17 protein-coding genes are annotated in these 24,760 nt (G+C 32.8%); 4 read left to right on the forward strand and 13 right to left on the reverse strand.

From position 1 onward, the window contains the following. Nucleotides 1–322: 322 nt before the first annotated feature. Nucleotides 323–3,805 carry a hypothetical protein gene (locus tag EM308_RS16940; protein ID WP_035638939.1) on the reverse strand — a complete coding sequence of 1,161 codons (3,483 nt, stop codon included), beginning with the start codon at nt 3,803–3,805 and terminating at the stop codon, nt 323–325. Nucleotides 3,806–4,181: 376 nt separating this feature from the next. Here EM308_RS16940 and EM308_RS16945 point away from each other — a divergent pair, with 376 nt between their 5' ends. Next, nucleotides 4,182–4,925 (forward strand): tyrosine-protein phosphatase, encoded by a 744-nt coding sequence (locus tag EM308_RS16945; protein ID WP_035640258.1) that lies wholly within the window; start codon nt 4,182–4,184, stop codon nt 4,923–4,925. Nucleotides 4,926–5,021: 96 nt separating this feature from the next. Here EM308_RS16945 and EM308_RS16950 read toward each other — a convergent pair whose 3' ends face one another. From EM308_RS16950 to EM308_RS17005, 12 genes are all read right to left on the reverse strand, one after another. Further along, nucleotides 5,022–7,418 (reverse strand): GumC family protein, encoded by a 2,397-nt coding sequence (locus tag EM308_RS16950; RefSeq protein WP_051877896.1) that lies wholly within the window; start codon nt 7,416–7,418, stop codon nt 5,022–5,024. Between the two features lie 13 nt (nt 7,419–7,431). Next, nucleotides 7,432–8,223, reverse strand: coding sequence for a polysaccharide biosynthesis/export family protein (locus tag EM308_RS16955; protein WP_035640260.1), 792 nt, complete (start codon nt 8,221–8,223; stop codon nt 7,432–7,434). Between the two features lie 548 nt (nt 8,224–8,771). Then, complete coding sequence (locus EM308_RS16960) at nt 8,772–10,190, reverse strand: undecaprenyl-phosphate glucose phosphotransferase (RefSeq protein WP_035640261.1); 1,419 nt, start codon at nt 10,188–10,190, stop codon at nt 8,772–8,774. A 194-nt stretch (nt 10,191–10,384) separates the two neighbouring features. Continuing rightward, entirely contained in the window at nt 10,385–11,638 is a 1,254-nt protein-coding gene (locus tag EM308_RS16965; protein WP_081907363.1) for a DUF1972 domain-containing protein, read from the reverse strand. Between the two features lie 4 nt (nt 11,639–11,642). After that, nucleotides 11,643–12,584 (reverse strand): glycosyltransferase family 2 protein, encoded by a 942-nt coding sequence (locus EM308_RS16970; RefSeq protein WP_035640263.1) that lies wholly within the window; start codon nt 12,582–12,584, stop codon nt 11,643–11,645. A gap of 196 nt (nt 12,585–12,780) precedes the next feature. Beyond that, a complete protein-coding gene (locus EM308_RS16975) occupies nt 12,781–13,764 on the reverse strand; it encodes a stealth family protein (RefSeq protein WP_035640265.1) in 984 nt (327 codons plus the stop codon). After that, the gene (locus EM308_RS16980) at nt 13,751–14,518 is read right to left on the reverse strand and encodes a glycosyltransferase family 2 protein (protein WP_051877897.1); all 768 of its coding nucleotides are present in this window, start codon (nt 14,516–14,518) and stop codon (nt 13,751–13,753) included. The genes EM308_RS16975 and EM308_RS16980 overlap by 14 nt, the downstream gene beginning before the upstream one ends. Further along, entirely contained in the window at nt 14,481–15,845 is a 1,365-nt protein-coding gene (locus EM308_RS16985) for an O-antigen ligase family protein (protein WP_035640266.1), read from the reverse strand. Before EM308_RS16985 ends, EM308_RS16980 begins: the two co-directional genes overlap by 38 nt. An 80-nt stretch (nt 15,846–15,925) precedes the next feature. Continuing rightward, nucleotides 15,926–17,242, reverse strand: a complete 1,317-nt coding sequence (locus tag EM308_RS16990; RefSeq protein ID WP_035640267.1) for a flippase — start codon at nt 17,240–17,242, stop codon at nt 15,926–15,928. Nucleotides 17,243–17,517: 275 nt separating this feature from the next. Continuing rightward, entirely contained in the window at nt 17,518–18,633 is a 1,116-nt protein-coding gene (locus EM308_RS16995; RefSeq protein WP_051877898.1) for a glycerophosphodiester phosphodiesterase family protein, read from the reverse strand. A 141-nt stretch (nt 18,634–18,774) separates the two neighbouring features. Next, a complete protein-coding gene (gene gmd, locus EM308_RS17000; RefSeq protein ID WP_035640269.1) occupies nt 18,775–19,857 on the reverse strand; it encodes a GDP-mannose 4,6-dehydratase in 1,083 nt (360 codons plus the stop codon). 99 nt (nt 19,858–19,956) lie between these two features. Next, nucleotides 19,957–20,907, reverse strand: a complete 951-nt coding sequence (locus EM308_RS17005; RefSeq protein ID WP_035640270.1) for a GDP-L-fucose synthase family protein — start codon at nt 20,905–20,907, stop codon at nt 19,957–19,959. A gap of 781 nt (nt 20,908–21,688) precedes the next feature. Between EM308_RS17005 and EM308_RS17010 the strand changes: the two genes are divergently transcribed. From EM308_RS17010 to EM308_RS17020, 3 genes are all read left to right on the forward strand, one after another. After that, nucleotides 21,689–22,477 (forward strand): class I SAM-dependent methyltransferase, encoded by a 789-nt coding sequence (locus EM308_RS17010; protein ID WP_035640272.1) that lies wholly within the window; start codon nt 21,689–21,691, stop codon nt 22,475–22,477. Nucleotides 22,478–22,610: 133 nt separating this feature from the next. Next, nucleotides 22,611–23,240 carry a carbonic anhydrase gene (locus EM308_RS17015; protein ID WP_035640274.1) on the forward strand — a complete coding sequence of 210 codons (630 nt, stop codon included), beginning with the start codon at nt 22,611–22,613 and terminating at the stop codon, nt 23,238–23,240. 815 nt (nt 23,241–24,055) lie between these two features. Next, nucleotides 24,056–24,742 (forward strand): ABC transporter ATP-binding protein, encoded by a 687-nt coding sequence (locus EM308_RS17020; RefSeq protein WP_035640276.1) that lies wholly within the window; start codon nt 24,056–24,058, stop codon nt 24,740–24,742. Nucleotides 24,743–24,760 lie beyond the last annotated feature (18 nt).

Raw genomic sequence — 24,760 nt, forward strand, 5'->3', positions numbered from 1 at the left:
TGCATTAGGACATTGTTGCTTTATTTCACGCAGATTTCGCAGATTTTCGCAGATTTTTTTTAATAGACAAAATAAAAAATCGTGATAGTCTGAGTTTGATTATTACTATTTTTTCTTTTGTGGATGATTATAAAAAAGCCAAAATCTTCTCTTTAGCCCCGATAGAAGTGGAAATCCTTGTGTGCCGGGGTTCGGTACACAAGATTGCAACGAATAGCGGGAACAATGTTTCCTGAAAATGCCTAATCTTTCTGCTCCAAAAAATTAAAAACCCGTCTAAAAATTTCTTTTCAGACGGGTTATTTAAATAAAAGCGTACAGGTTATTTTTTTACATACAATAAATCGGCTCCAATTGTCCCCACCAAACTATCAATATATTCTAGTGCACTTGCCGTTGCCAACATATTTTTTACGTTTTGCAAACGGGTATTCAAATCCATTTCGGCTACAAGAGATTTATTTCCTTCATTGGCGATAAATTGCTCTACATATTTAATTTGATTGGTATAAAAAGCAATATCTTTTTGTTGTTTCAATTTCAATCTTTCTTTGTACCAGTCGCTATTGATAACATATTCTCTTTCGAAATAACTTCTTAATTCAGGATCGCTCATTTCCTTTCCTTCATAATGGCCATAAGCCATCATGTGCAATAAGATTTTCAATGGCGGAATGGCGGCTTCGATACTTCCGTCCTCAAAGTAACTCAAGGCGACTTTTTGTTGGGCTTCGACAATATTATTGATACCATCCACATAATCTTCCAAACCTTGTAATTCTGGTTTAAGCATTCTTTCGTTGAAAACAGCATTAGGTTCATCAAACAAACGGTTCAAACATCTTAGCGAGAACGTGCTTGTGATACGGTATCCTAATCGGCTTGCCAATACTTTTTGCCCTTGATATTCAAAATCATCGATTTTTTCCAAAGAACCATTAGCAATCAAAACTTTTGGATCACGATCTTCTGCAGCCATACGCGCCCAGATTTCGGGAATTAAAAGACTGATATCGTGATCTACTTTGTTTTCTGCTCCCACATAGCCTGCTGAGGTGCTAAAAGCATTTGATTCGGTCAAAATATGAGAAAGTAGCGCATTATTCAAATCTGTCGTTGGCGTCAGCATATTGAATGGCCCTTTGGTCAAAGCTCCTTCAGAACCGGCTCCTGTGGTTGAAGGCGATTTTCCGGTAAGACTGCAAATAAAATCCATAAACAATTCTGGTGTTTCCTGATAATGGATTGGGTTGTAAACCGCCAACGGACGAATACCCGCTTTTTTGTCAACAGGATTGTTTCTTCTTCCCGGTAATACGGCATTCACCACATCAATTACAGGATCTTCCGATTTTATTTTTCGGAACAAACGAACACCGATTTCTGCTAAATAACTCGCTTCTGTTTCATTAATGAAAATATTAGGCTCCAGATAACGAGGGTTTTTCGTTGGTTCTCCATCAACAATTCTATTATGAGAAGGCAATGAAAAATACTCTTCTTCATTTGGACTATTCGCGATACTCAGAATCAAATCCTTAACCGGTTGGGTATATTTATCAAAATTGATGGTATCTTCCAATATTTCGACAGCATCTTTCTTGGTTAAAAGTTCGTAATTTGTCAAGAAAACACCATCATTTACGATATCTTTTTCTGCTCCTTTATCGTAACCTCGAATAACCGCTTCGTCAGGTCTTTGGAACAAATGCGACTCGCAATTTCCTACCACTTTTAAACTTTTATTGGTGAATTTTGGATTCAGATTTTTGAATCGATTTCTTGGTAAAGTAATCGATGCCGAAATATCATCTTCCATCTGAATTTTTTGACAGGCAGAAAAGTCCGATCTCAATTTATTCAACAACCACGCCCCTTTTTGATTGAATCCTATACGCACATAACTTCCTACTACCGGAGTATTGTTGTAGATTAAACCTGTCCCGTTTTTACCGTTGATAATTTCAACCGACATGCAGTCCTTCCAGTTCAAAGCGCCGTGATCCTGTCTGTACAACCTTTTCACAAACAACACCAAAGACCTAATATGCACCGGAATACTTTCTATAAACTGATTGAATTCATCATTATTTTCTTTTGACGGTATCAACAATTTAACAGCTGATCCCAACGTTCTTCTTTTGTCTAGAAAAGTTCTTGATGGCGGTAAGGAAGGATCGATTTTTTTGAATCTTGTCGAATAATCAAACTCAATAATTTCATCGGCTTTTTTGAAATCTTCTTCAATATCCAAAATATTAAATGCGCTATAAGTAATCGCATTTTGCATCGATTTTGAAATCTCCGACTTACCTCCACCGGAAACCGTACAAGGTTTGTGGCAAAAAATCCCTTCCGGAAAAGTATTTACAATTCGCCACAAAGAAATAGCATTGTGTTTTTCCAGTTTAAATTTATTTCCTGTTGGGTGAATGTAAACTTTATTTGGATTTAAAATTAATTTCTGAGCCTCATTATTATATGTCCAAGTGATGCTATTGGTGTTTGTATTGATGTAAGCATTCTCAGGAATGTAAACTAAATCTGGATACTTTTTATCGACAGCATAATTTCCTGGTTTCACATCTATTCTATCCCCCAAAAAAGACTTTACACCTTCAAAAGTATATTGATTTCCGAATTTTGATGAAAAAGTTGCCCCATCAACAATATCCCCCATAACACCTCTCGGATACGCAATTGCTCCTCCAGAATGTTCTTCCTCTACCAAACCAAATAAATTGGCAGAATAACTGATTTGGGTTTTAATTTCTTTTTTGGAATAACCGTAATAATTATCGGCGATAAGGGTTACAACAACTCCTCGTTCGTCTCTACAAGTTACTTTAAAGGCATTTCCGTCATTATATAATTCGTTCTCCTCTTTCCAGCACATTCCGTCTTTTCTCTGACGGTCTGTTGCATTGTCATAATGAGGCAATCCAATATCTTTTTTCTTCAGCAAACGTAATTGTGGAGCCAAGACAATACAACCCGTGTGACCTGTCCAATGCTCGGTATCCAGAGCCGCATCATTTTGAGCGAGTCCAGGATCTCCTGCATTACCAAAAATAGCTTCTACAAAATCCAGGTTACTTACCAAATTTCCCGGAACAAAAAAGCGCACTTCCATCGATTTTTTGGAAATAACTCCTTTTACCTCGGGACAAACCATAGGTCGCAATAACAGTGAAACCATCACTTTGGCTTTTTCTTCCTGATTCGAAGTAAATGGTAATATTTTCAACTCTTCAGAAGGATTGAAAGCGGCATTTAAAAAATGTGCAAAAGCAATTTTGGGTACTTCAATTTTATCCAAAGGTGCTGGCAAATCGCCTTCAACTATATGAAAAGTTCCTTTTGTAGTTCTTTTATCGCTGGCAGGATTGTTCAAAATACCCTGTTTTATTCTGTAGGATGTAACTTCCTCGCTCACAAAAGACACCCCATTTGGAGGCAAACTCAATTCTCTTGCGTGACCTTTTTGAGTCAAAATCAAAGTATCATTGGGAATTGTATATGATTTATCAAATGAAATATCTTTAAGATAATCATTCAAAAAGTTTTGAATTCGGGTATCGGCAGGGGAAAGATGACCGGACAGCAATCGTGATTTTTCACGAAAATTCTTAATCAAACCATTGGTTAATTCCTGAAATTTTGGATTACAAAACTGCTCTTCCGAATTTAGGTCGTCCTGAAAAATAGGTTGCCCCAAAGAAGCCAATTGCAGATTAATATACCTAACCGTATCTTTTCTGGTTTGTTTTATTAATTCCTGTCTTGTTTTACTGTCTACATTCATCGGTGAAAATTTAATAAGGTTCTAAATAATTTCTTTTGTGACTGTGCTTTTTTTATTGACAAAAGCACAATCTTTTTTCCTCATTTTCACAAAGTTCCCGAAATGCATTCTAAAAACTGCTTACAAATATCATTGGTTTTTTTAAAAAAATTCCGTATTTTATTTTATAAATATAAACCTACAATCTCAAACGATTTCTTTTTCTTATTGATTATTTTGAGATTTAAACTGACGATTAAGAACGTTATTCTTTTATTTCAAATTACAAGAAATAAAAAAAACAGGCTTTAATTACAAAATTGAATCATTCTCCCGCAGTTTAATCTTTATCATTTTACTATGAAAAAAATAACACGTTTTAGTTATTTTTGCAATTATGCTATCATTCTTAAAATCAAAACCGTATTTAAAAGATTTTCTTGCTGGAAATTATGTAGATATCCATTCGCATTTATTGCCAGGAATTGATGATGGTGCCAAAACAATAGCAGAAACAAATAAACTTGCAAGTTCTTTTCAAGAAATGGGGGTGCTGCAATTTATCACAACACCGCATATAAGTCATTATATCTACAATAATTCGCCCGAAGATATAATTGCCAAACACAAGGAGACCACGCTTTTAATAGACCACGAAAACATTAAAATACCATTTCGGGCTGCCGCCGAATATTTCATGGACGACTGGTTTGAAAATCACTTTCAAAATGAAAAACTTTTGACTCTTAAAGATAATTATGTTCTTGTCGAAATGTCCTATATGAATGCGCCTGTTCAATTGTACAAAATCCTTTTTGACATTCAGGTTGCTGGATACATTCCGGTATTAGCACATCCTGAACGGTATTTATTTTATCATAAAAACTTTAATGAATATCATAAATTAAAAAAAGCTGGCTGCCTATTTCAACTTAATTTGCTTGCTGTAGTTGGATACTATGGCAACGAAATTACCAAAGTCGCAGAAGAACTTCTAAAAAAAGGAATGTATGACTTTGTAGGTTCAGACGTCCATCACAATAACCACATAGCTTCATTCAATCAAAAAATAAAAATTGACAGTAACAATGTTGCGACTTTAAAAGAAGTTATTGCAAATAATCAATTTTTCAAGTTCTAAATCAAATTCATTTCAGAATTGAAAGGTATAGAAACAAAAAAATCCCTAGCTTTTTGCCAGGGATTTTGCTTTCAGAGACTTTATACAGCCGCTTTTCTACGAAATATTTCTTCGGTTTGTTATCTTCTTGTGCCAAGGCTTTTTTACTTTCTTAACACCATATCCGTAACCATATCCATACCCTTTTGTAGAATCCGTATCATTAAGAACGATACACATATTAGGTAGTTTCTTTTCTTTATAAAACATATTTGCAATAGACAACATACGTTTTTCTAGTACATTCGCACGCATTACATAAACAAAAGTATCAGCATTTTTGGCAATTAACAGTGTATCTGTAACCAAACTAACCGGAGCAGTATCCACAATAATATAATCGTACTCTTTCTTAAGATCTGAGAAAAGCTGATCTACTTTATCGTTCATTAATAATTCTGCAGGGTTTGGTGGAATTACGCCCGATGGCAAAATAAAGAAATTCTTATATCCCTCATGCTTAATAATATAATCCCGAACATCCTGATCTGCTGCTGACAAATAATTGGTCAAACCCAAGTTAGGAACATCAATATATTCTCCAAATTTTGGATTTCGGATATCAGCACCCAATAACAAAACCTTTTTTCCCGACAACGCAAAAGTTGCCGCAAGATTTACTGACATAAAAGTTTTACCCTCTCTAGGAAAAGTAGAGGTAACAAAAAGAGTTTTTGCAATCCCTTCTGGAACTTTTGTAAGCATAAATTCCAGATTGGTCCTTACGATACGAATTGCCTCTGCAGAACTGCTTCTGCTATCGGTTTTCATTAATTCACCAATATCACTCGAAGTTGGAACATCACCGATAAACGGAATTTGTGTTTTTCCTTCCAAATCCAGTTTGCTTTTTATTTTTGTATCCAATAAGTCATCGGTATAAATAATTCCAAAAGGAACCAGTAATCCCAATAACATTCCGGCCAAATAAATAATTTTTTTCTTTGGACTAATAGGGTCTTTACCCGATTTTGCAGCGTCAATTACACGAGCGTTAGGCTCCGTTGCCGATAACGAAATGGCGGTTTCTTCTCTTTTTTGCAATAAATACAAATACAGCTCTTCTTTAACTTTCTGTTGTCTTGCAATTACTCTAAACTGACGTTCCTGAACAGGAATTCGCCCAATTTTGCTATTCAAAATACTTTCCTGACTTTTAATATCACGATTCTGAATTTGTAAATTAGCTTGCATTCGTCTCAAACTCGCAACTACATTTGCTTTTAAAGACACTATTTGCTGATCCAATTTTACTACGGAAGGGTTTTCCTCTGTAGCCGATTTTAAAATCCTGTTGCGATCCAGAACCAACTGATTATAGGACGAAATCAATCCTTTTGCATCTCCATTATCGGTAATTAAATTGGAAGGCAATAAATCAGAGTTGTTGCTTTTTTTAATAAAATCAAGCAATGAAGAAACCACATTCAATTGAATTTCAGTTTCTACTCCTTTTTTATCGTATTCTGTTGAACCTTCTATAAAAACTTTGGCATCCGATTCAACATCGGTGAGCTTATTTGTTTTTTTAAAACTTTCGACATCCTGTTCTACACCATCTAATTCTTTTGCAATTAATGCCAATCGGCCCGCAATAAATTCGGAAGTATTTTCTGAAATGAAATTTTTATCTTCGGCAGCATTTTCATTATAAATTTCGATCATATTATCTAAAATATCCTCGGCTTTTATAGCCACAGGATCCGAAATCGAAACCGTTACAACGCTGCTCGTTTTACTTACAGGCTCAACATTTAATCTTTTCCTAAAACTTTCTGTTGCTTCATCCAAAGAATTAATAACTATACGAATGGATTCAAATCTTCCTTCATGACTTTGCGCGTAAAAAGGTGTTCTTTGAATGACTAAAACACCTATTTTGGTTGGAATCTTTTCTCCAAATTTGAATTCATTTTTTGGAGACAAAATAAATTTTTCTTTTTCTTCAGCTTCATTTTCTAATGAAAAAGTAGTCGCATTCAAAAACTTACAATCCAGAGAAACCTTTGCTTTATCAAATAAATTTGTTTTAGTAACAAAATGCGCCTTAATTGGTGCTCCTCCATATATATCGCGATCAACCACTTTCCCTTCAACAAAAAGACCTACAGTAAGATTCAGCTTTTTGATAGCACTTTCTACTAATGTCCTAGACTTTAAAATTTCTATTTCATTATCAACATTATTTTTCATGCCGCCGCCCATTCCTAAATCAGCGAAAGCGGATAACTCAGAGAGCATGCCCCCTTTTTTCTCGTCTTTAACTAATATGGTTGTAGTTGCTTCATAAATTGGAGTCGTGTAACGCAAATACAAAAAAGCAAAAATTAAACCAACAACAACACTAACCAAAAACCAACGCCAGTGAACTATATATTTATCTAATTGTTCCCTAATGTTAACATCTTCAACTTCATCTTCTATAAAATCATTATAAAAATCTTCTTTCTGCATTTGTTAGTTATCTTTAATTAAAAAATAGAACACAAAGCGATACCAAAATAGAAATCGCCGATATAATTACTGAGGTATTTGGACCTACTTTTGAAGCATTTACCTTAGTCTTGTTGGGTTCGACATATACTACATCGTTTTGAGTCAAATAATAGAAAGGTGAACTAATAAAATCAGATTTTGTTATATCAACTCTGTTATAGGACTTTACGCCATTGGTTTCTCTTATGACCAAAATATTATTTCGGCGTCCATAAATAGTTAAATCTTTGGCCATACTCAAGGCTTCAATCAAAGTAACACGCTCTGATGTTACTGGATAAGTACCGGGCGAATTCACCTCTCCTTGCAATGAAATTTTAAAATTCATCACACGCAGATTAATAATTGGGTTTTTAATGTATGCACCGATTTTACTCTGCAACAACGATAGCACTTCTGTTCTGGTTAATCCACCAACTTGTATTTTGCCCAAAACAGGAAAATCAATCATTCCATCCCGACTCACCAAATAGGATTGCATCGTCAATTGACCTGTGGTTGTGTCTAGTTTACCTGTATTTGAAACAGCGACAGAAGTTAAATTAAAAGGAATAGCGACTTCTGGATTATCAGCGGAAACGATTATCATTAATAAATCATCTGGCTGAATTTTAATTTCATAAGAATTTTGATTTTGTTGCGAATTCAATGCATCAATATTTTGATAATAAACGACTTCTTTCTTGGAACCGCATGAGAAACAAAAAAATAAAAAAAGTAAAAGACAAAGTGCTTTTACAAAAAAAGGAATGTTCACTTTCATTAGATCAGGAATTTAAGGGCAAAGATTTATATTAAAAAATTTCATTTGGAGTAAGGCAAATTGCCTTTTTAAAGAGGCAAAACAATTAGAGAGACATGAATTTTATTTTAAACCGTTGGGTGAAATTCAGTTTAAATAAAAAATGAAACACATAGATACATAGATTTACTAGCAAATCATTAAAGATTGAATAGAAATAGAACTATTTTTACTTCGTCAGTTCGCCCTTCAGGCTCGGGTCACATAGATTAGCTATGTGAGAAGTAAAACGACTATCAAATCCTTTTTTAAACACAATAAATTCTATGTTTCTATGTGTTAAAAAATAATTACACCCAACGAGTTATTTTAAAAAATAATATGCTTGTCCGCTATGTTGCCTATAAGCCGAAGATAGGCCACAGATTGAACGGATTAAACTGATTCTCACAGATTTTTTGATGATTACATTTTTTAAATTTGTGCAAATTCGTATAATTTGTAGCAAAAAAAGCCTTATTAGGTACGATTACGGACAAGCATAAAAAATAAAAAATACTTTTTTAAAATCAATACGCATTTTCTTCTCCTTTAACTGCGTTAATAACCGTTTTAATTATAATTTTTATATCTAATAATAAACTCCAGTTTTCGATATACCAAATATCGTACTCCACTCTGTTTTCCATATCAATGAGCTCTTTGGTTTCACCACGGAAACCGTTAACCTGAGCCCATCCCGTTATACCGGGTTTAGCAAACTGGCGCACCAGATAATTATTAATTAATTCGCTGTATTGTTTGGTATGGTTTACCATGTGAGGTCTAGGTCCTACAACTGACATATTTCCCAGAAAAACATTCAAAAACTGTGGCAATTCATCAATACTTGTCTTGCGCATAAAAGCACCAAATTTAGTTATTCGACTGTCTCCTTTTTGAGCCTGCTTATTATCTGCGGCTTCATTGAGACGCATACTTCTAAACTTCAAACAGTTAAACGTTTTATTATCCCTGCCAGAACGTTGCTGTTTAAAAAAAACAGGACCTGGAGATTCTATCTTAACAATAAGCATTATAATAGGAAACAACCACGGAAATATAAATACCAAAACAAACAACGAAAAACAAATATCAAATACTTTTTTCAGAATCCGATTTAAGGCCGCCTCCAAAGGTTCCCGACGAAGCATTAAAACGGGTGTGTTTTCATAAAAAGTCATCTCCACTTTATTGGATTTGGTGTACAATTGAAAATCAGGGATGAATTTAATTCGCACCATGTGGTGCTCACAAATTCGCACCAATTTACTGATAACATCAACATTATCAATATGCAATGCGACATACATTTCATCTACCTTTTCATTTTCAATAAACCCTTTGATTTCATCAAAGCTTCCTAAAACAGGTTGAGAAATAATAGCCGAAGTATCTACATTATCATCAAAATAGCCAAGAAAACGATAGCCATAGGTCAGATCTTTTGCTAAAATCGTACGTATCTTTTCTCCCTTATTATTGGCGCCAACAATTATGAAATTCCTAAAATTATAGCCCCTAGCTCTTATGTACTTCAGAATTTTTATGGACAAAAACCTGGAAACCATCATTAAACCAAAAAAAAGCCAATAAAAGTAAACCAGTCGAAGCCTAGAAATATCTTCATACTTTAAGGCAACGACAAAAAAAGCAATTACTGCTATATGGATAAATATCTTTTTTATTGTTCTCCATAATATTCTTTCGATAGGTTCAACCCTTACGATTCTAAATGAGTCACTATAAAGCAAAAGAATAATCCATACTAGATTTGCCAGCAAGGAAATGGTTTGTTGTTCTTTAAAAAAAAGTTTATCAATACTACCAAATCGTATTAGAGCCGATAAAACTATGGCCACATTCAGTAAAACCACATCCCATACCAAAAATAGGGCTTTGAAATAACGGGAAAAACGATATTCTGAGAGTTTTTGTAAAATTTTCATGTTCAAAAAAACAATTAATTTAAGTTGTGAATTAAGTCCAACTAACTAATAATTAAAATATTAAAAAACGAATAATGTAAAAATTGTAGTAGCACTAATGCCTGTATTTAAAGTTTTTTAATGGGTTTATTATATTATCCAAGGGGGATTCTATCAAGCCATTTTGCATAGCAACTTGACAATTTTTATTTTACTTAAAGGCTTTGTTCTAAAACTGTTGCTTTTTCAGTTTTAATAGAATCTCTTATTATTTTGTTAGGTGTTACCAAAGTTTTGCTAGGAGCTGTTTTGACATTGGGTGGAACAACAAAAGAATCTATGGTTTCAAATGAACTTGTTTGGGAATTCGACAATTCTCCTACAATCTCATTAAAATGCTTAGCATATTGGTCTGTGATGAGTTCCCAATCATAAATTTCAATAATTTTTTGATTATTCTCTATTAACATAGACTGATGTTTGGCATCGTGATAGTTTACATTTGACAGATGAATAGCCACATCATTTGCGTTTTTGAAATAGATGGCATCCTTGCCAAGGATATATTTATTAAAGGAATTATCATTAGCACAAATCAAACAATTAGAAGCCATAGCTTCCAAAAGAGAAGGGTTTGTACCGCCCACAGTATGCCCATGAAAATAAATATTGGAAAAATATCTCAAATTATTTAAAGCGGTTATATTATAAATACCTCCAATAAATTGAATTTGCGAAAAAGCAGCAAATTTTTGTTTTAGATAATCACCATATTTGGTTTGGTGATTGCCAATTACTAGAAAAGGGCTAGAAATATTGGCCTGTGCAACCCCTTCCAAAATGACATCTATACTATTTTCCGGTTCCAGACGGGCAATTAGCATGTTGTATTGATAAGGAAGCAACTGGTATGTTTTGAGTATAGCAGAATCCGGATTTTCAAAAAGGGTAGCGCCGTAAGCGATATAGGTTGAGTCCGCTTTGTACTTCTCCTTTAAATAGTCCTGAATGCCGATAGAATCCGAAATTAGGTGATCACTGTATTTTACCCCTAATTTTTCGGCATATCGAAGAAACTTTTTAACCTTATCAGAGTATTTGGTGCGCTTCCATTCCAAGCCATCCATATTGGTGGTTACCACTGCCTTTTTAGGTAGTAGCCATCCCCAAACGGAACTGCTGGTGTAGCCTAATTGCAAAACTATATCAAAGTTGCGTTTTCGGATATCCAAAATACAGTTTAAATCATAAATAAACTGTCCGGCTGTTCCCAATTTATCCTCGGGATCGTAGCAATGTACGATCTGCACCCCTTTCCATTCTTTGTCCTGATAGGGATGGTTGTGGGAATTGTAAACGACCACTTCAAATCCTCTTTTAACCAAACCCAAGGCAAGATATTCGGCACATTGCTCGAAGCCCCCGTAGTGATTAGGAATGCCTCGAGTGCCTAGTATTACTATTTTCATTAATCTAAATTTTAGATTTCAACAAGTAATTAATTTTTATTTTTCTCCAAATTACTTTTAATGGTATTATAAAGCTTAAACATAATACGAGCCAGTAAGATCCTTTAGGAAAATACACTTGTATGTTCTGTTTGAAGCCATCAGCACTAAAAGTCTCTCTTTTTGCAATTTTTACGTTAAAAAAAAGTAAGGAAAGATAGTTGTAGAGTATATCTTTTAATATTCTATTCTTTGTCTCTAATTTTATGTAACCTTTATTATATATCGAGTCGATTAATGATGGGTACTCAATACTAAAAGCATGGAATTTATTGTGACCTCCTCTTTTTTTAACAAATTGTGTATTAAAAAGAAGCTCATCATTTAATATAAACGTTGCTTTATTATATTGGGTTAAGAATAGAGACGTGTGAGGAAATAATTTATTTAAATTATTATTCTCTTTAATGTTATCAAAATCGTCTCGCCATATTCCGAATCCGTTACTCCAAGATGACCAGTATGAAAGATTGCACATAAAATCATCAAATTTTGAAAAATGTGTTATTTCTCCAGTAGTCAAAAAACCACTTGTAAAAAAAACAGCTGGTTTCGATTTTTCTATTGATTTTAAGAATCCAATTATTTTTAATAATGCTCCTGATCTGAATGTCTCTTGGCTATTATGTAATTTTAAAAAATTGCCCCTTGCATAGGTTAAAACATGGAATGAATTTAAAAATCCTTCGCAATTCGTATTGAAGTAATGAAAGTTTTTGTATGGAAATTCTGTTTTTAAAATTTCTAAGCCACAATTCGGGTCATTGTCTGATAAAATTACCTCAAACTCATTAAGTGGCAATTTTAAATCATTCTCTTCAGTATAAATGCTAGTTAAAGTATTCCGTACGTACTCTATCCTTCCGTTTGCTGGAATACATATGGATATAAATGGATTATTTTGCATTATTATTTAATCAACTAATTATAGTATTTATATTTAATTATTTTGTTAAGTAAATCTGCTAATATTATTATCTGAAAATTTGTGGTTTGAATATTTTATTAAGATATCCCCTAGGTGAAGAATCACTCTGGACAATCACGAATACTCTTATTTTTTGAAGAACATAACATGTGTTTTCTTCTATTGGTGAATAGAATTAAATTTCAAATTTCGATTTCAGAGGAAGAATATCGCTAAAAGCCAAATTGATAAGTTCTTTACTATTTTCAAAATCTATGTTTTCTTTGTCATTTAAAACGATAATTTTTTTGGATTGATTTCGAATAGTGTTGACTGCTAAATTCAAATTATCTTGATCTATTTGAAAATAAACACTGTCTTTAAAAACATTAGTACAATGATATTTTCCCGAAGCCAACTGCCAATATCGTACTAAATATTGAGTAATATTGGTACGTTGTCTGAACCTATACTTTATGGATTGGGAAATTGCATCCCCTTCCTTTTCCCAGACTTCTTTAAACGTCGATTTCAGAAAAGGCTGCGGCAAATGATGATCATAAAATCCTACAAAATCAGGCCATGGTAACAATAAAAGTGTTCTAATTAATAATTTATTATTTTGAATAGAGAACCATTTGAAAAAATGCTTTTTTAACGATTTTCTTTTATCAAAATGCTTGTTCAGTAATTCGATATTGCACATGTTATTAGTGGATAAATCTCTTCCATGATAAACATTAAATGCTGAAATATCACAGGGAAATTTTTTTTTGAAAAACCTATCTTTATCAACATGGTTTATAATGAAAAAATCATCATTAAATAGCACAAAATGTTCTGATAATTCTTCTATCTTGTGAAGATACATTTCTATTGTATTAGAACTGAATGTGGGCAGAATATCATTTGGGATATAATCAGAATGATTTATCACTTTCAGATTTGGAGCGTTTAAATTTAACCAATTTGGAACATGTCCACTTGTGATAAAGAAAATATTATTTACCCATGGTGCATAGTTTTCGACTCCTCTGAACCAATATTGAAGATTATCCCAATCTCTGAATCTAACGGAAGATTTAGCCCCTCTTTCTTTAAGAGAATGTGCTTGAAATTCCCTTTGCCAATTCGGTTCATTTCCATCCACCCATAAAATTACAAAATCAATTTTTCCCATATTTATATAGTATTTTTCTTTTTATTTTTGAAGCACTAAATATTCCACATCTCCAAAAAAATCTGATACAATTGCAATAGTTGGGAATTGTTCTATTTTTCTTTCGTATGAAATATGATTCTACGATGGCTTTATAGGAATCACTCATTCCACCCTCTTGCATATTTACGCTGATAGCATCAACAAATGCACCCTTTAAATATTTTCCTGTTCTTAGGAAGAATTCTGAATCAGAACAAATTCTAAATTGGATATCATAGTAGCCATATTTCTCAAACAATATTTTTTTGTGCAACATTCCTGGATGTGCTAGTGAGTACGTACCTGTTTTGTATTTATGCCAATCCCATTTTTCGCCTATAATTTTAATCTGCTTTCCGGAGAAAGTAACTACCCGTACTTTAGAGCTAATTATTGATATTTCATCTTCACAATTTCGTATCATTTCCATATAAGAATGAAGAGCATTAGGCAGCAATACATCATCAGAGCCTAGAAACATTATCCAATCAGCAGTAGCTTTCTGAATCCCTTTGTTCCATGCATCATAAATACCTTTATCAGGTTCTGTTACAAAACAGGAAATATGCTGTTGATTGCTTTTTATTATATTAATAGTTTCATCCTTTGACCCTCCATCTATGATAATTAATTCAATGGATTCATTGAGTTGCGGAATAATACTATCAAGGCAGTTTTGCAAATACTTCTGTGCGTTATATGTTGCAACTATAATAGATATCTTTATTTTCATTTTTTTTTATTATTTGTTTTCTGGAACTTCTCCTATAAAATATTTTCGTATTTAGAGATAAACCAAATATCATCCAAGCATAATAAATAAATGGGTTCTCATAGGTATTTACAGATACGGCGCTAGTGATAATGAATGCTACCAAAAAGCCATAGCCTATCGAAGCAAAGCCATTTCTTGCGATGTTTTTTCGGATTAAAAAACCAATCTTGAATTTTAAAATCAATAGCAATACTACACCAACCACGCCCAACTCTATTCCAAAATTAATAAGTGACGATTCAGCAAAATACAGACCTGTATTGAGATGCGTATGTGCAAAATCTGTTGCTCCAAGACCTTTCCCCTCAGGATTGTCAAACAAATAATTCAATGCATCCATCGTCATATCACTTCTGGCAGCTGAGCTCGCCTCTTTACCCGAAAGGGTAGATTCAATTATAAAAAAGAACTTAGGCACACTAAAGATTACAATTACCGCAAAAAACAAAGCCATGACAATGTATTTTAATCCTAAGCGCCTAAAATGCTTATCAACAATCAAAACATAAATAAAAGTGATTATCAAAATAGCCCACCCAGCCCGTGAAAAAGACGTTAACAAGCAAAAAGACGAAGCTCCTAAACAGGTTAATAAACACCATATTTGAGAACGCGAAAATTTGAAACTCCCTTTGTTGATCCAACAAAATAAGCCTAAAATCAATATTGCACTATTAAATACCCCCATTTGATTAGGACCTCCTGCCATAAGGCCACATACCCGATCAATACCCATAATCTGCATCGATGAGTTATCATAATAAACAGTTCCATCACTTCCTTCCTGAAAAGAAGCTCCCATTATACTTCTAAAAATATAACGCATGGAAGGGGATACAAAGTCTACTATTCCCGTAATATTAATTATCAAACTACCCAATAGAATTACCAGAAAAAACATTTTGGCTTCTGAGCGGGTAAAGCGAATCTTAGATATTGAGATTGTTAAAAAAACAGGAAAAAAAAGCTTTTTGAATGCTCCAGCAATTTGGTAACCATCGCCAAACCCAATCATTGTATACGCAATAATAAATAGAGAAAATATTAGAAAGGTTTTCGAAATTTCAGCTGATGCATAATTCTTGACATGGAGTGTCCGAAAAAATAATGCTAATATTCCCAATTCCTTCCATATAGCAAATATCTCTCCCCCGCCTTTAAATACCAAATACTTAATAGAACCATGAATAGGCAATAAAAAAAAAATTAAATAAAGAATACGTTTCTCTGAAACCTGAAAACAGTAGATCAAAAATGCGCCAACCAATAAAAGTTCTAATATCATATTGTTATTAATTAGAAAACTTATCTACAACCATGCCTTTTATGTTTTCTTAATTTAAGTGAAAACTCAAAAGAAACATCTTATTTATTATAGTAAGTTAATAGCAATCCTTTTAAGTATCTTGGATTAAAGTATTTTAATCCGACTAATTGAATTTTTATTTTATTTAAATAAAAAAATATAGAACTAAGAGTGATTAATTCAGTCAATAACCAAGCTATTGCTGATCCAATTACATCGAAATAATGTATAAGAATGAGATTTAAAATAATGCTGTTAAAAGCACTGATTGAGGTTATTCTAAAATAAATTTTGTCCAATTTCAAATTCATCATGACAGTCAAGCCCCAAATGTTACTTAAAGCAATAATCATCGGAATAAAGGACAAAATCTGAAGTATGATAATTGCAGGCTCAAACGCCGATCCATATAAAATTTGAATAATATATTTACTTAAGAATAAAGTTCCTATGCAAATGCATAATGCAGGCCAAAATATAATTGGCAATAGTTTCTGTGCCGTTTCGATACCATTGTCAACATTCTCTTTTATTTTATTAGCCATGAATGGGAAAAGAGCCTGTCTTAAGGGCAAAATTAAGATAGCTTGTATGATTATTGTTATTTTTTGTGCAGCAGTATAAAAACCAACTTGAGCAGAACTTGTCAAAAAACCCAATAGTACTATATTAGTACTTGTATATAAATTTATGACTACCAATGAAAAAAAATAGGTTCTTTCTTCCAATAGAAGAGCGATTGAGCTAGAAATATTTATTTTATAGAGCTTTAATTTGTACCTATTAATGGACCAAATAAATGATATAATAGAGACCAGTATTTGAGAAATACTTAAGGAAAATGCATACCATATATAATCGGACTGATGATTTATAATGAGTATTATAAGTATTATAAAAATGAACTTTGAAACAAAATTTAGTATTGCAACTTTTGGAAGATCCTGCATTGCTTGAAATAGCCAATCTTGAGTTAGTAAAGTGCTTATACAAACAATAAAAGTGAAAATTGAGACTTCCCATTCGTTTCTAAGTGCAGGAACAAAAAACAAGCAGATAAGAAAAATAATACTCGAAAATACAAGAAGAATGATTTGAGCATAAAACACCTCGCTAAAAACTCTATTTCTCATTTGGCTATCTGTTGGATTTTGAGCCAATTTTCTTGTGGCTGTTAAGTTGAATCCATAACCTATAATCAAAGTAAAATAAGCAACAAATGCACTTACAAAATTAATAATACCAAATTTTTCTGGGCCAATTATTCGTGAAACTATAGGTATCGCCAAAAGTGGGAGTACGTAATTTGCAACTTGCACTATGCCAAGAGACAATACATTCTTTACTAATCTATTATTACTAAATGTACTCACCATATATTTATCTTTAAAACAAGCATTAATTGTCTATAAATCAATCTGAAAATCAATATTTTAGTATTTTTAATCCTCGTTGTATGTTTGTAAAATCTTTCTTAAACAGTTCTACTGAATTTACGACCCAATTTTTTTTTTTTCACCGGTTAATACTTTTAGTTACTACACTGTTTAATGCTATTATATTCTAATTACTAATGTAACGGCAATCCGTTTTATAGTATTTTTATACCTATCTAAACATTTTTTAATGATTTTATCTTTTTATTTTGTCTCTATTTGTTTATAATCACTTTAATAGTTTTAGAACTATTCTGTTCAGATATTTTTAAGAAATAAATACCATTTTTGAGTGTGTCTGTCTCAAAGAACCAAGTGGAAGTTCCTTTTGGAAAAGCTTTGGTCCCCACTATTTTGCCTGATTCATCAATTACATTAATTTTTAAGTCATCTTCCAATACTAAATTGGATTGAAGCGAAATTAAATTAGAGGTTGGGTTTTCCAATAGTTTTAAATCTAATTTTGTATTATTAAAACCCCTCGTATTTAAATTTTGATTATATTCTGCTTGAGATTTTATTGCTGATTCAGGCTCATCTGTTGTGATAGCATCGAATTTTTTATTTAAATAATAATTTGTCCCATTAGAATCATTATAGTCAGTATATACTGTTAATTTCAATTTATTCTTTTGAGCACTTTCAATCCAATCAGGATGATTGATATATGTTAAATAGTCATAACTAACTCCTGAGAAATTGTTTGTTTTAAGTAGTTCTATACTTGCATTAGAGTCACTATTTTGAATATCGGCATAGGCATCCAATAGTCGCAACTGTTTTAATAAGTCAAAATCAAAAGAAAGGTAAGCCATATATTGTTGTGCATTTAATTTACTAACACATTCTAATGTTTTTGAAAGAAATACCTTTTTTCTAGATGCATTCAAATTATAATTCTTAAATTCACAATACATCAGTGTTGTTGTATTATTTTGTTTTCCAGCAATTATATATTCTCTTAGTGTTGGAAGTTTTTCTCCGTTTGAGAGTTTAAAAGTAACTAAGTCGGAATATTTTGAATTTTCAATTGTTAGTTTATTATATTGAGCGTCATGGCAAACTACTAAAGAATCATCAGCGGTTAACTGTATATCAAATTCAGATCCTTTACAATTCAATCTAATAGCTTCTCTTAATGAAGCAATCGAGTTTTGAGGGAAATTGTTTTTTTTCCAGGCACCTCGATGTGCCACAATAGAATTTTTGGCAATTATTATTGGTTCTGCTATTTTTTCAGACTTACTGGGCGTACTATTTTCATCTTCAGCAGAGCAATTAGGAAATAGAACAAAACAAAAAATTGCTGTAAAAAATAATTTTTTCTTCATATAATTTGTTTATTGATTTTTAAATATGGCTGTCAGTTATTTTAAATAGAATTTTAGATTCGCTAAAAGTTTTTATACTGAATTCTAATTTTATTAAAAATAATTCAGCGTCGTACAATTTCCACCTTTTAAATACTGGTGTTACTTCATCACCTTCAAATCACTCTCCACCATCTCTTTCACCAAAGCTGCCAAATCGTATTGCGGTTCCCAGCCCAGTTTTTTAGATTTTGTTGGATCGCCAATTAGTAAATCAACCTCTGTAGGTCGGTAATATTGCGGGTCTACCTGCACTACGGTTTTGCCTATTTCCAATTGGTACAATGGGTTGTTGCAGGCGACAATTTTGGCAATTTCATTTTCATTTTCGCCTTCAAAAGCCAATTCTATGCCTACTTCGGCAAAAGAATAACGCACAAAATCACGAATATAAGTAGTTACTCCAGTAGCAATCACATAGTCTTCGGCCACGTCTTGCTGTAGGATTCTCCACATGGCTTCAACATAATCTTTGGCATGTCCCCAGTCCCTTTGCGAGTTCAGGTTTCCTAAATACAAACAATCTTGTTTGCCCAAAGCAATAGCGGCAGTGGCCATCGTAATTTTGCGGGTCACAAAAGTTTCCCCTCTTCGTGGCGATTCGTGATTAAATAAAATCCCGTTGCAAGCAAAGATATTATAGGCTTCACGGTAGTTTTTAGTGATCCAAAAACCATATATTTTGGCAACTCCATAAGGAGAACGCGGATAAAACGGAGAATTTTCATCGTAGAATCCTTTCTCGTTTTTATTTTCGGCCAAACCTCCATACAATTCAGAAGTAGAGGCTTGATAGATTCTGGTTTTCTTTTCCAGTCCCAGAATTCTTACGGCTTCCAATATTCTTAAAGTCCCTATTCCATCCACATTGGCCACATATTCGGGAGAGTCAAAAGACACTTTCACATGGGACATCGCTCCCAAATTATAAATCTCATCTGGCTGCACTTCCTGAATGATTCGGATAATGTTCGTAGAATCGGTTAAGTCACCGTAATGTAATTTAAAATTAACATGATTCTCGTGCTGGTCTTGATAGATATGATCAATTCTTTGTGTATTAAAAGAAGATGCACGTCTTTTAACACCATGAACCTGATATCCTTTTTCTAATAATAATTCAGCTAAATAGGATCCGTCTTGACCTGTGATTCCAGTTATAAGTGCTATTTTTTGTGTGCTCATTTGTATATTGTTTAATCGCTTAATCGGTTATTTGGTTATTCGAATATTTGTTTAATCGATTAAACACTTAAGCGATTAAACAGTTAAAAACTCCTCCAACTACATTTTTACTTGTTTAAAAGTATCCTGATTTTCCAAAAACCAATCGTATGTTTTTTGAATTCCGTCGTGAAGTTCAACCTTATGCCTCCATCCTAAATCATGCATTTTTGAAACATCCATCAGTTTTCGCGGGGTACCATCTGGCTTAGTGGCATCCCAGATAATTTCGCCTTTATGGCCTGTAATTTTTTGGATGGTTTCTGCAAGCGATTTTATTGTTAAGTCTTCACCTGTTCCTATATTGTACAAATAATCAGGCAATGTGTTTTCTAAGGCAAAAACTACTGCCTGAGCCATATCATCAACAAACAAGAACTCGCGCATTGGCGTTCCGCTACCCCACAGGGTTACAGGAGCATTATTATTTTCTTTTGCTTCATGAAATTTTCGGATCATCGCCGGTAAAACATGTGACGTGTTCAAATCAAAATTATCATTCGTGCCGTACAAATTTGTCGGCATCAAACTCACATAGTCTTTCCCATATTGTTTACGAATGGCCTGACAGGCTTTCACGCCAGTAATTTTTGCAATAGCGTACCATTCATTCGTTGGTTCAAGAGAATCAGTCAACAAATAATCTTCCTTTAAAGGCTGAGGGGCCAATTTGGGATAGATACAAGAACTGCCGAGAAAAATAAATTTTTTCACATTATTCTGTAAAGCAGAATCAATTAAATTATTTTGAATCTGCATGTTCTCCATAATAAATTGATAGGGGTAGTCATTATTTGCCAAAATCCCCCCTACACGTGCTGCTGCATCAATAATAACATCTGGTTTTTCTTTGGCAATAAAATCACGAACAATTTGTTGATTTATAAGATCTAATTCCTTACTAGACATGCCTATCAAGTTTCTATATCCTTGGGCAGATAATGTTCTCCAAATGGCACTTCCTACCATTCCATTATGACCAGCGATGTATATTTTAGTATTCTTATCCATTTTTAATTTTTATTACTACAAATTATTATTTGTATTATGTAATGTGTTTCCATTTTTTTTGTAAAAGTAAAGGAATCTTTTAACTCTTTTTTGCCCTTTTGGGACAAATCAAATTATATTATTTTCCAAAAACACCTTTAATTAGGACAAAAAAGCCTTAAAAATTCACAAAAACAACTGATTATTAACAATAAAGTAAAGCGATAAATGTGTCTTTTTTTTACAGATTTCCCACGGCTTCGCCCTTCCAAGTCACATAACTGGATTACACATTAATAGAAAGGGGAATCATAATTTCATTCCACCGCAAATGTAGAACTAATTCTACACAATTGTCGATCAAATACTTATTTTAACGACAAAATACAATTTTATCATAAATTAATACTAAATAATTTACAAATTATTATTTTTAACAAGACCACAAAAGCATGAACTTTTGCAAAAAAATTCACGCCTTAAACTAACTATTTAAGCCGTTTTTAATTCCTAGATTGACCCGTTGGGCGCAATTAAATTATGCCACTAAAATGTCTTACTTGTATAGTTAAGACTTATCAGTTTGTTATTTCTTAGAGAAAGAAATTACGTAATAAATTAACAGAATGCAGTTTATCGTAACTCCAAATGACTAAACAGTAGCATTTTCAATTTTTAACTAATTTTCAACACTATGAGTTAATCTAGATATTTAAAACAGCTTTTCTATATTTTATACAACCCAAACAATTTATTCCTTTTTGTACCTTTGTTTCATCTTTTCAAAAGCCAAAATATCGTTATGTTATTCCAAATAAAATCGTATCTTCAATTTCTATACCTCTCAAAAAACGAACACGCGGTGCATTCCCCTTTTGTTTTTAATTTACTGACCAAATGCTTTTATGACAAAGACTTTAAAGCAGAATATGAAATTTTAAAAAAATATAGAAATTCGTTTTTACAAAATAAAAACACGATTGAAGTAAAAGATTTTGGTGCCGGTTCCAAAGTTTTCAAATCCAATACAAGAGCGATTAACGAGATTGCCAAAAATGCTGGAATTAGCACAAAAAGAGCCCAACTATTATTTAGAATCACTCAGTATTTAAAACCTTCAAATATTTTAGAAATAGGAACATCCCTTGGATTGGCGACTTCTGCCCTTTCGTTAGGAAATCCAAAGGCTTCCATTACAACTTTGGAAGGTTGTCCAAATACGCTGAATCAATGTCAATTACAATTGCGAAAATTCAATATTAATAACATAAACTTCATCAATTGTGAATTTTCAAACTATTTAAGTAAACAACAAACAACAAACGACAAACAACAAACATTTGAATTAATATACTTTGACGGCAATCATTCAAAAAAAGCAACTCTGGAATACTTCGAACTACTTTTGCCTACCAGAAGCAACGATACGGTATGGATTTTTGATGACATCCATTGGTCTAAGGAAATGGAAGAAGCATGGGAAATTATAATAAAACACCCTAAAGTCACTGTCAGTATCGACACTTATCAATGGGGTTTGGTTTTCTTTAGATATGAACAACCCAAGCAACATTTTGTAATACGGAGTTAGAGGGCAAAAAATAGAGATTAGATATTTATAAATTGCCCCACTATATTTAAATACAATACAAATAGTAAACGGTTAAACGATTGAACCTTTAAACGATTAAACCCTTAAACAATTAAATCATTCAAAATCAAACATGGATATTAAACAAATTTTTGAAAACAATCAAAACTGGATTATCAAGCAACTCAAAATGGATGAGGAATATTTTGATAAGTTAGGAAAAGGACAGTCTCCTGAATTCCTCTACATTGGTTGTTCAGACAGTCGTGTTTCAGCCGAAGAACTTATGGGACTGGAGCCTGGTAGAGTATTTGTGCATCGCAACATTGCTAATATGATTCCAAATACCGATCTCAATTCCATGTCGGTTATCAATTATGCTGTAGACCATTTAAAAGTAAAGTATATTGTGGTTTGTGGCCATTATGGCTGTGGAGGCGTGCATGCCGCAATGCAGCAATCGGATTTGGGGATATTAAATCCTTGGCTAAGAAACATTCGAGATGTTTACAGAATTCACCAGAAAACATTGGACAAAATAACCGATGAAGACGAAAAATACAAAAAACTGGTAGAATTGAATGTTCAGGAACAATGTGTCAATGTCATTAAAACAGCCGAAGTTCAACGAGCCATCAGAAAACGAAATTTAAAAGTATATGGATGGATTTTTGATATTCACACCGGAAAATTAGTCGACCTGAATATCAACTTTACTGAAATATTAAAAGATATTACCAAGATTTATAAAATAACAGATTAATGTTTTGTAGCAAAAAACGCCTTGATTGACAAGGCGTTTTTTTTTGTGACCAAAATATTAAATAAGAATCAACCTTTCTATGGATTAATTAAGTATAACCCATTGGGTGAAATTATCTAAAAATTGAAAAAGTTACTGTTTTGTCATTCCGACGGAGGAGGACACGAGCCATAGCGAACTGGCGAAGCAATCACATAATAAATTCACAAAATGCGATTTCTCGTACCTCGAAATGACAAACTGATAGGTATAAATTAGACTAAATCAAACATTTTAGTGGTAAAATTTTACCCAACGGGTTAAGTATATACAAAAAAAAAGACAGCCACCCCCATGACTGTCAATTTTCATTTTGAATACCAAATCTAAAATTCTAATTTCAATTGATTTTCATCAATTAATCAAATTCAAGACAATAAACTTTCAAAATAGTAAATTTAGAATTTAATAACCTACTAATTAACTCTTAAACTTATAGTGCAAATATAGAAATACATTTTTAATCTAACAACTAAAAAATCGTTAAAATTTCATTTTTAATCGATAAAAAACATAAAAATTAAAAATTAATACTATTTTACTTTCAAAACTATATTAAAAAGCATATCTAAATTATAATTTTTATTTGTTTATATCCAAAACCAAATTCTGTAGCAAAAGCATAAATGATTTTACCACAAAAAACCATCTGTAACAAAACGCATCCAAGAACTACTAATTTGTAATTAGAAAGACTTTTGTACTTTTAAATCAAAAAATCAATAATTTGCACAAGAGGCCAAAAGGCAAACTGGCAAAGCAATCCATAAACTCTAATGAAAAAGCCACTTATAAAAATCACCAATATCAAACGAAATTTTGCTCTTGGAAACGAAATAGTATATGTATTAAAAGGCGTTGATTTAGAAATTAACAAAGGAGAATACGTTGCCTTAATGGGGCCTTCCGGATCCGGAAAATCTACATTAATGAATTTGTTAGGTTGCTTGGACACGCCTACTTCCGGGACTTACATTTTGAACGGAAAAGATGTCAGCCACATGAAAGACGACGAATTGGCCGAAATAAGAAACAAAGAAATTGGTTTTGTTTTTCAAACCTTTAATCTTTTACCCAGAACAACTGCGCTAGACAATGTGGCTTTACCAATGATTTATGCTGGACATTCAAAAACGGAACGAACTAAACGAGCCACCGAAGTACTAAGTCAGGTAAATCTTAGCGACCGGATGGATCACCAACCCAATCAGTTATCAGGTGGACAACGCCAACGTGTCGCCATTGCCAGAGCATTGGTAAACAAACCTTCCATCATTCTGGCCGATGAACCAACTGGAAATCTGGACAGCAAAACTTCATTAGAAATTATGAAACTTTTTGGAGAAATTCATGCCTTGGGAAATACCGTTATTTTAGTAACTCACGAAGAAGAAATCGCAGCCTATGCCCATCGCGTAATCCGTTTGAGAGACGGAATGATTGAAAGTGACACTACTAAATAGTTTAATTATTAAAAGTTT

This window comes from Flavobacterium gilvum (assembly GCF_001761465.1).
Taxonomy (GTDB): Bacteria; Bacteroidota; Bacteroidia; order Flavobacteriales; family Flavobacteriaceae; genus Flavobacterium; species Flavobacterium gilvum.

What these genes read in the sequence shown, in the direction of transcription:
- EM308_RS16960 (WP_035640261.1), bottom strand. Translation starts at nt 10,190, where the DNA reads ATGAAAATTTTACAAAAACTCTCAGAATATCGTTTTTCCCGTTATTTC.
- EM308_RS16955 (WP_035640260.1), bottom strand. Translation starts at nt 8,223, where the DNA reads ATGAAAGTGAACATTCCTTTTTTTGTAAAAGCACTTTGTCTTTTACTT.
- EM308_RS17015 (WP_035640274.1), top strand. Translation starts at nt 22,611, where the DNA reads ATGGATATTAAACAAATTTTTGAAAACAATCAAAACTGGATTATCAAG.
- EM308_RS16950 (WP_051877896.1), bottom strand. Translation starts at nt 7,418, where the DNA reads ATGCAGAAAGAAGATTTTTATAATGATTTTATAGAAGATGAAGTTGAA.
- EM308_RS16990 (WP_035640267.1), bottom strand. Translation starts at nt 17,242, where the DNA reads ATGGTGAGTACATTTAGTAATAATAGATTAGTAAAGAATGTATTGTCT.
- EM308_RS16985 (WP_035640266.1), bottom strand. Translation starts at nt 15,845, where the DNA reads ATGATATTAGAACTTTTATTGGTTGGCGCATTTTTGATCTACTGTTTT.
- EM308_RS17005 (WP_035640270.1), bottom strand. Translation starts at nt 20,907, where the DNA reads ATGGATAAGAATACTAAAATATACATCGCTGGTCATAATGGAATGGTA.
- EM308_RS17020 (WP_035640276.1), top strand. Translation starts at nt 24,056, where the DNA reads ATGAAAAAGCCACTTATAAAAATCACCAATATCAAACGAAATTTTGCT.
- EM308_RS16945 (WP_035640258.1), top strand. Translation starts at nt 4,182, where the DNA reads ATGCTATCATTCTTAAAATCAAAACCGTATTTAAAAGATTTTCTTGCT.
- EM308_RS16940 (WP_035638939.1), bottom strand. Translation starts at nt 3,805, where the DNA reads ATGAATGTAGACAGTAAAACAAGACAGGAATTAATAAAACAAACCAGA.
- EM308_RS16995 (WP_051877898.1), bottom strand. Translation starts at nt 18,633, where the DNA reads ATGAAGAAAAAATTATTTTTTACAGCAATTTTTTGTTTTGTTCTATTT.
- EM308_RS16965 (WP_081907363.1), bottom strand. Translation starts at nt 11,638, where the DNA reads ATGAAAATAGTAATACTAGGCACTCGAGGCATTCCTAATCACTACGGG.
- gmd (WP_035640269.1), bottom strand. Translation starts at nt 19,857, where the DNA reads ATGAGCACACAAAAAATAGCACTTATAACTGGAATCACAGGTCAAGAC.
- EM308_RS16975 (WP_035640265.1), bottom strand. Translation starts at nt 13,764, where the DNA reads ATGGGAAAAATTGATTTTGTAATTTTATGGGTGGATGGAAATGAACCG.
- EM308_RS16970 (WP_035640263.1), bottom strand. Translation starts at nt 12,584, where the DNA reads ATGCAAAATAATCCATTTATATCCATATGTATTCCAGCAAACGGAAGG.
- EM308_RS16980 (WP_051877897.1), bottom strand. Translation starts at nt 14,518, where the DNA reads ATGAAAATAAAGATATCTATTATAGTTGCAACATATAACGCACAGAAG.
- EM308_RS17010 (WP_035640272.1), top strand. Translation starts at nt 21,689, where the DNA reads ATGTTATTCCAAATAAAATCGTATCTTCAATTTCTATACCTCTCAAAA.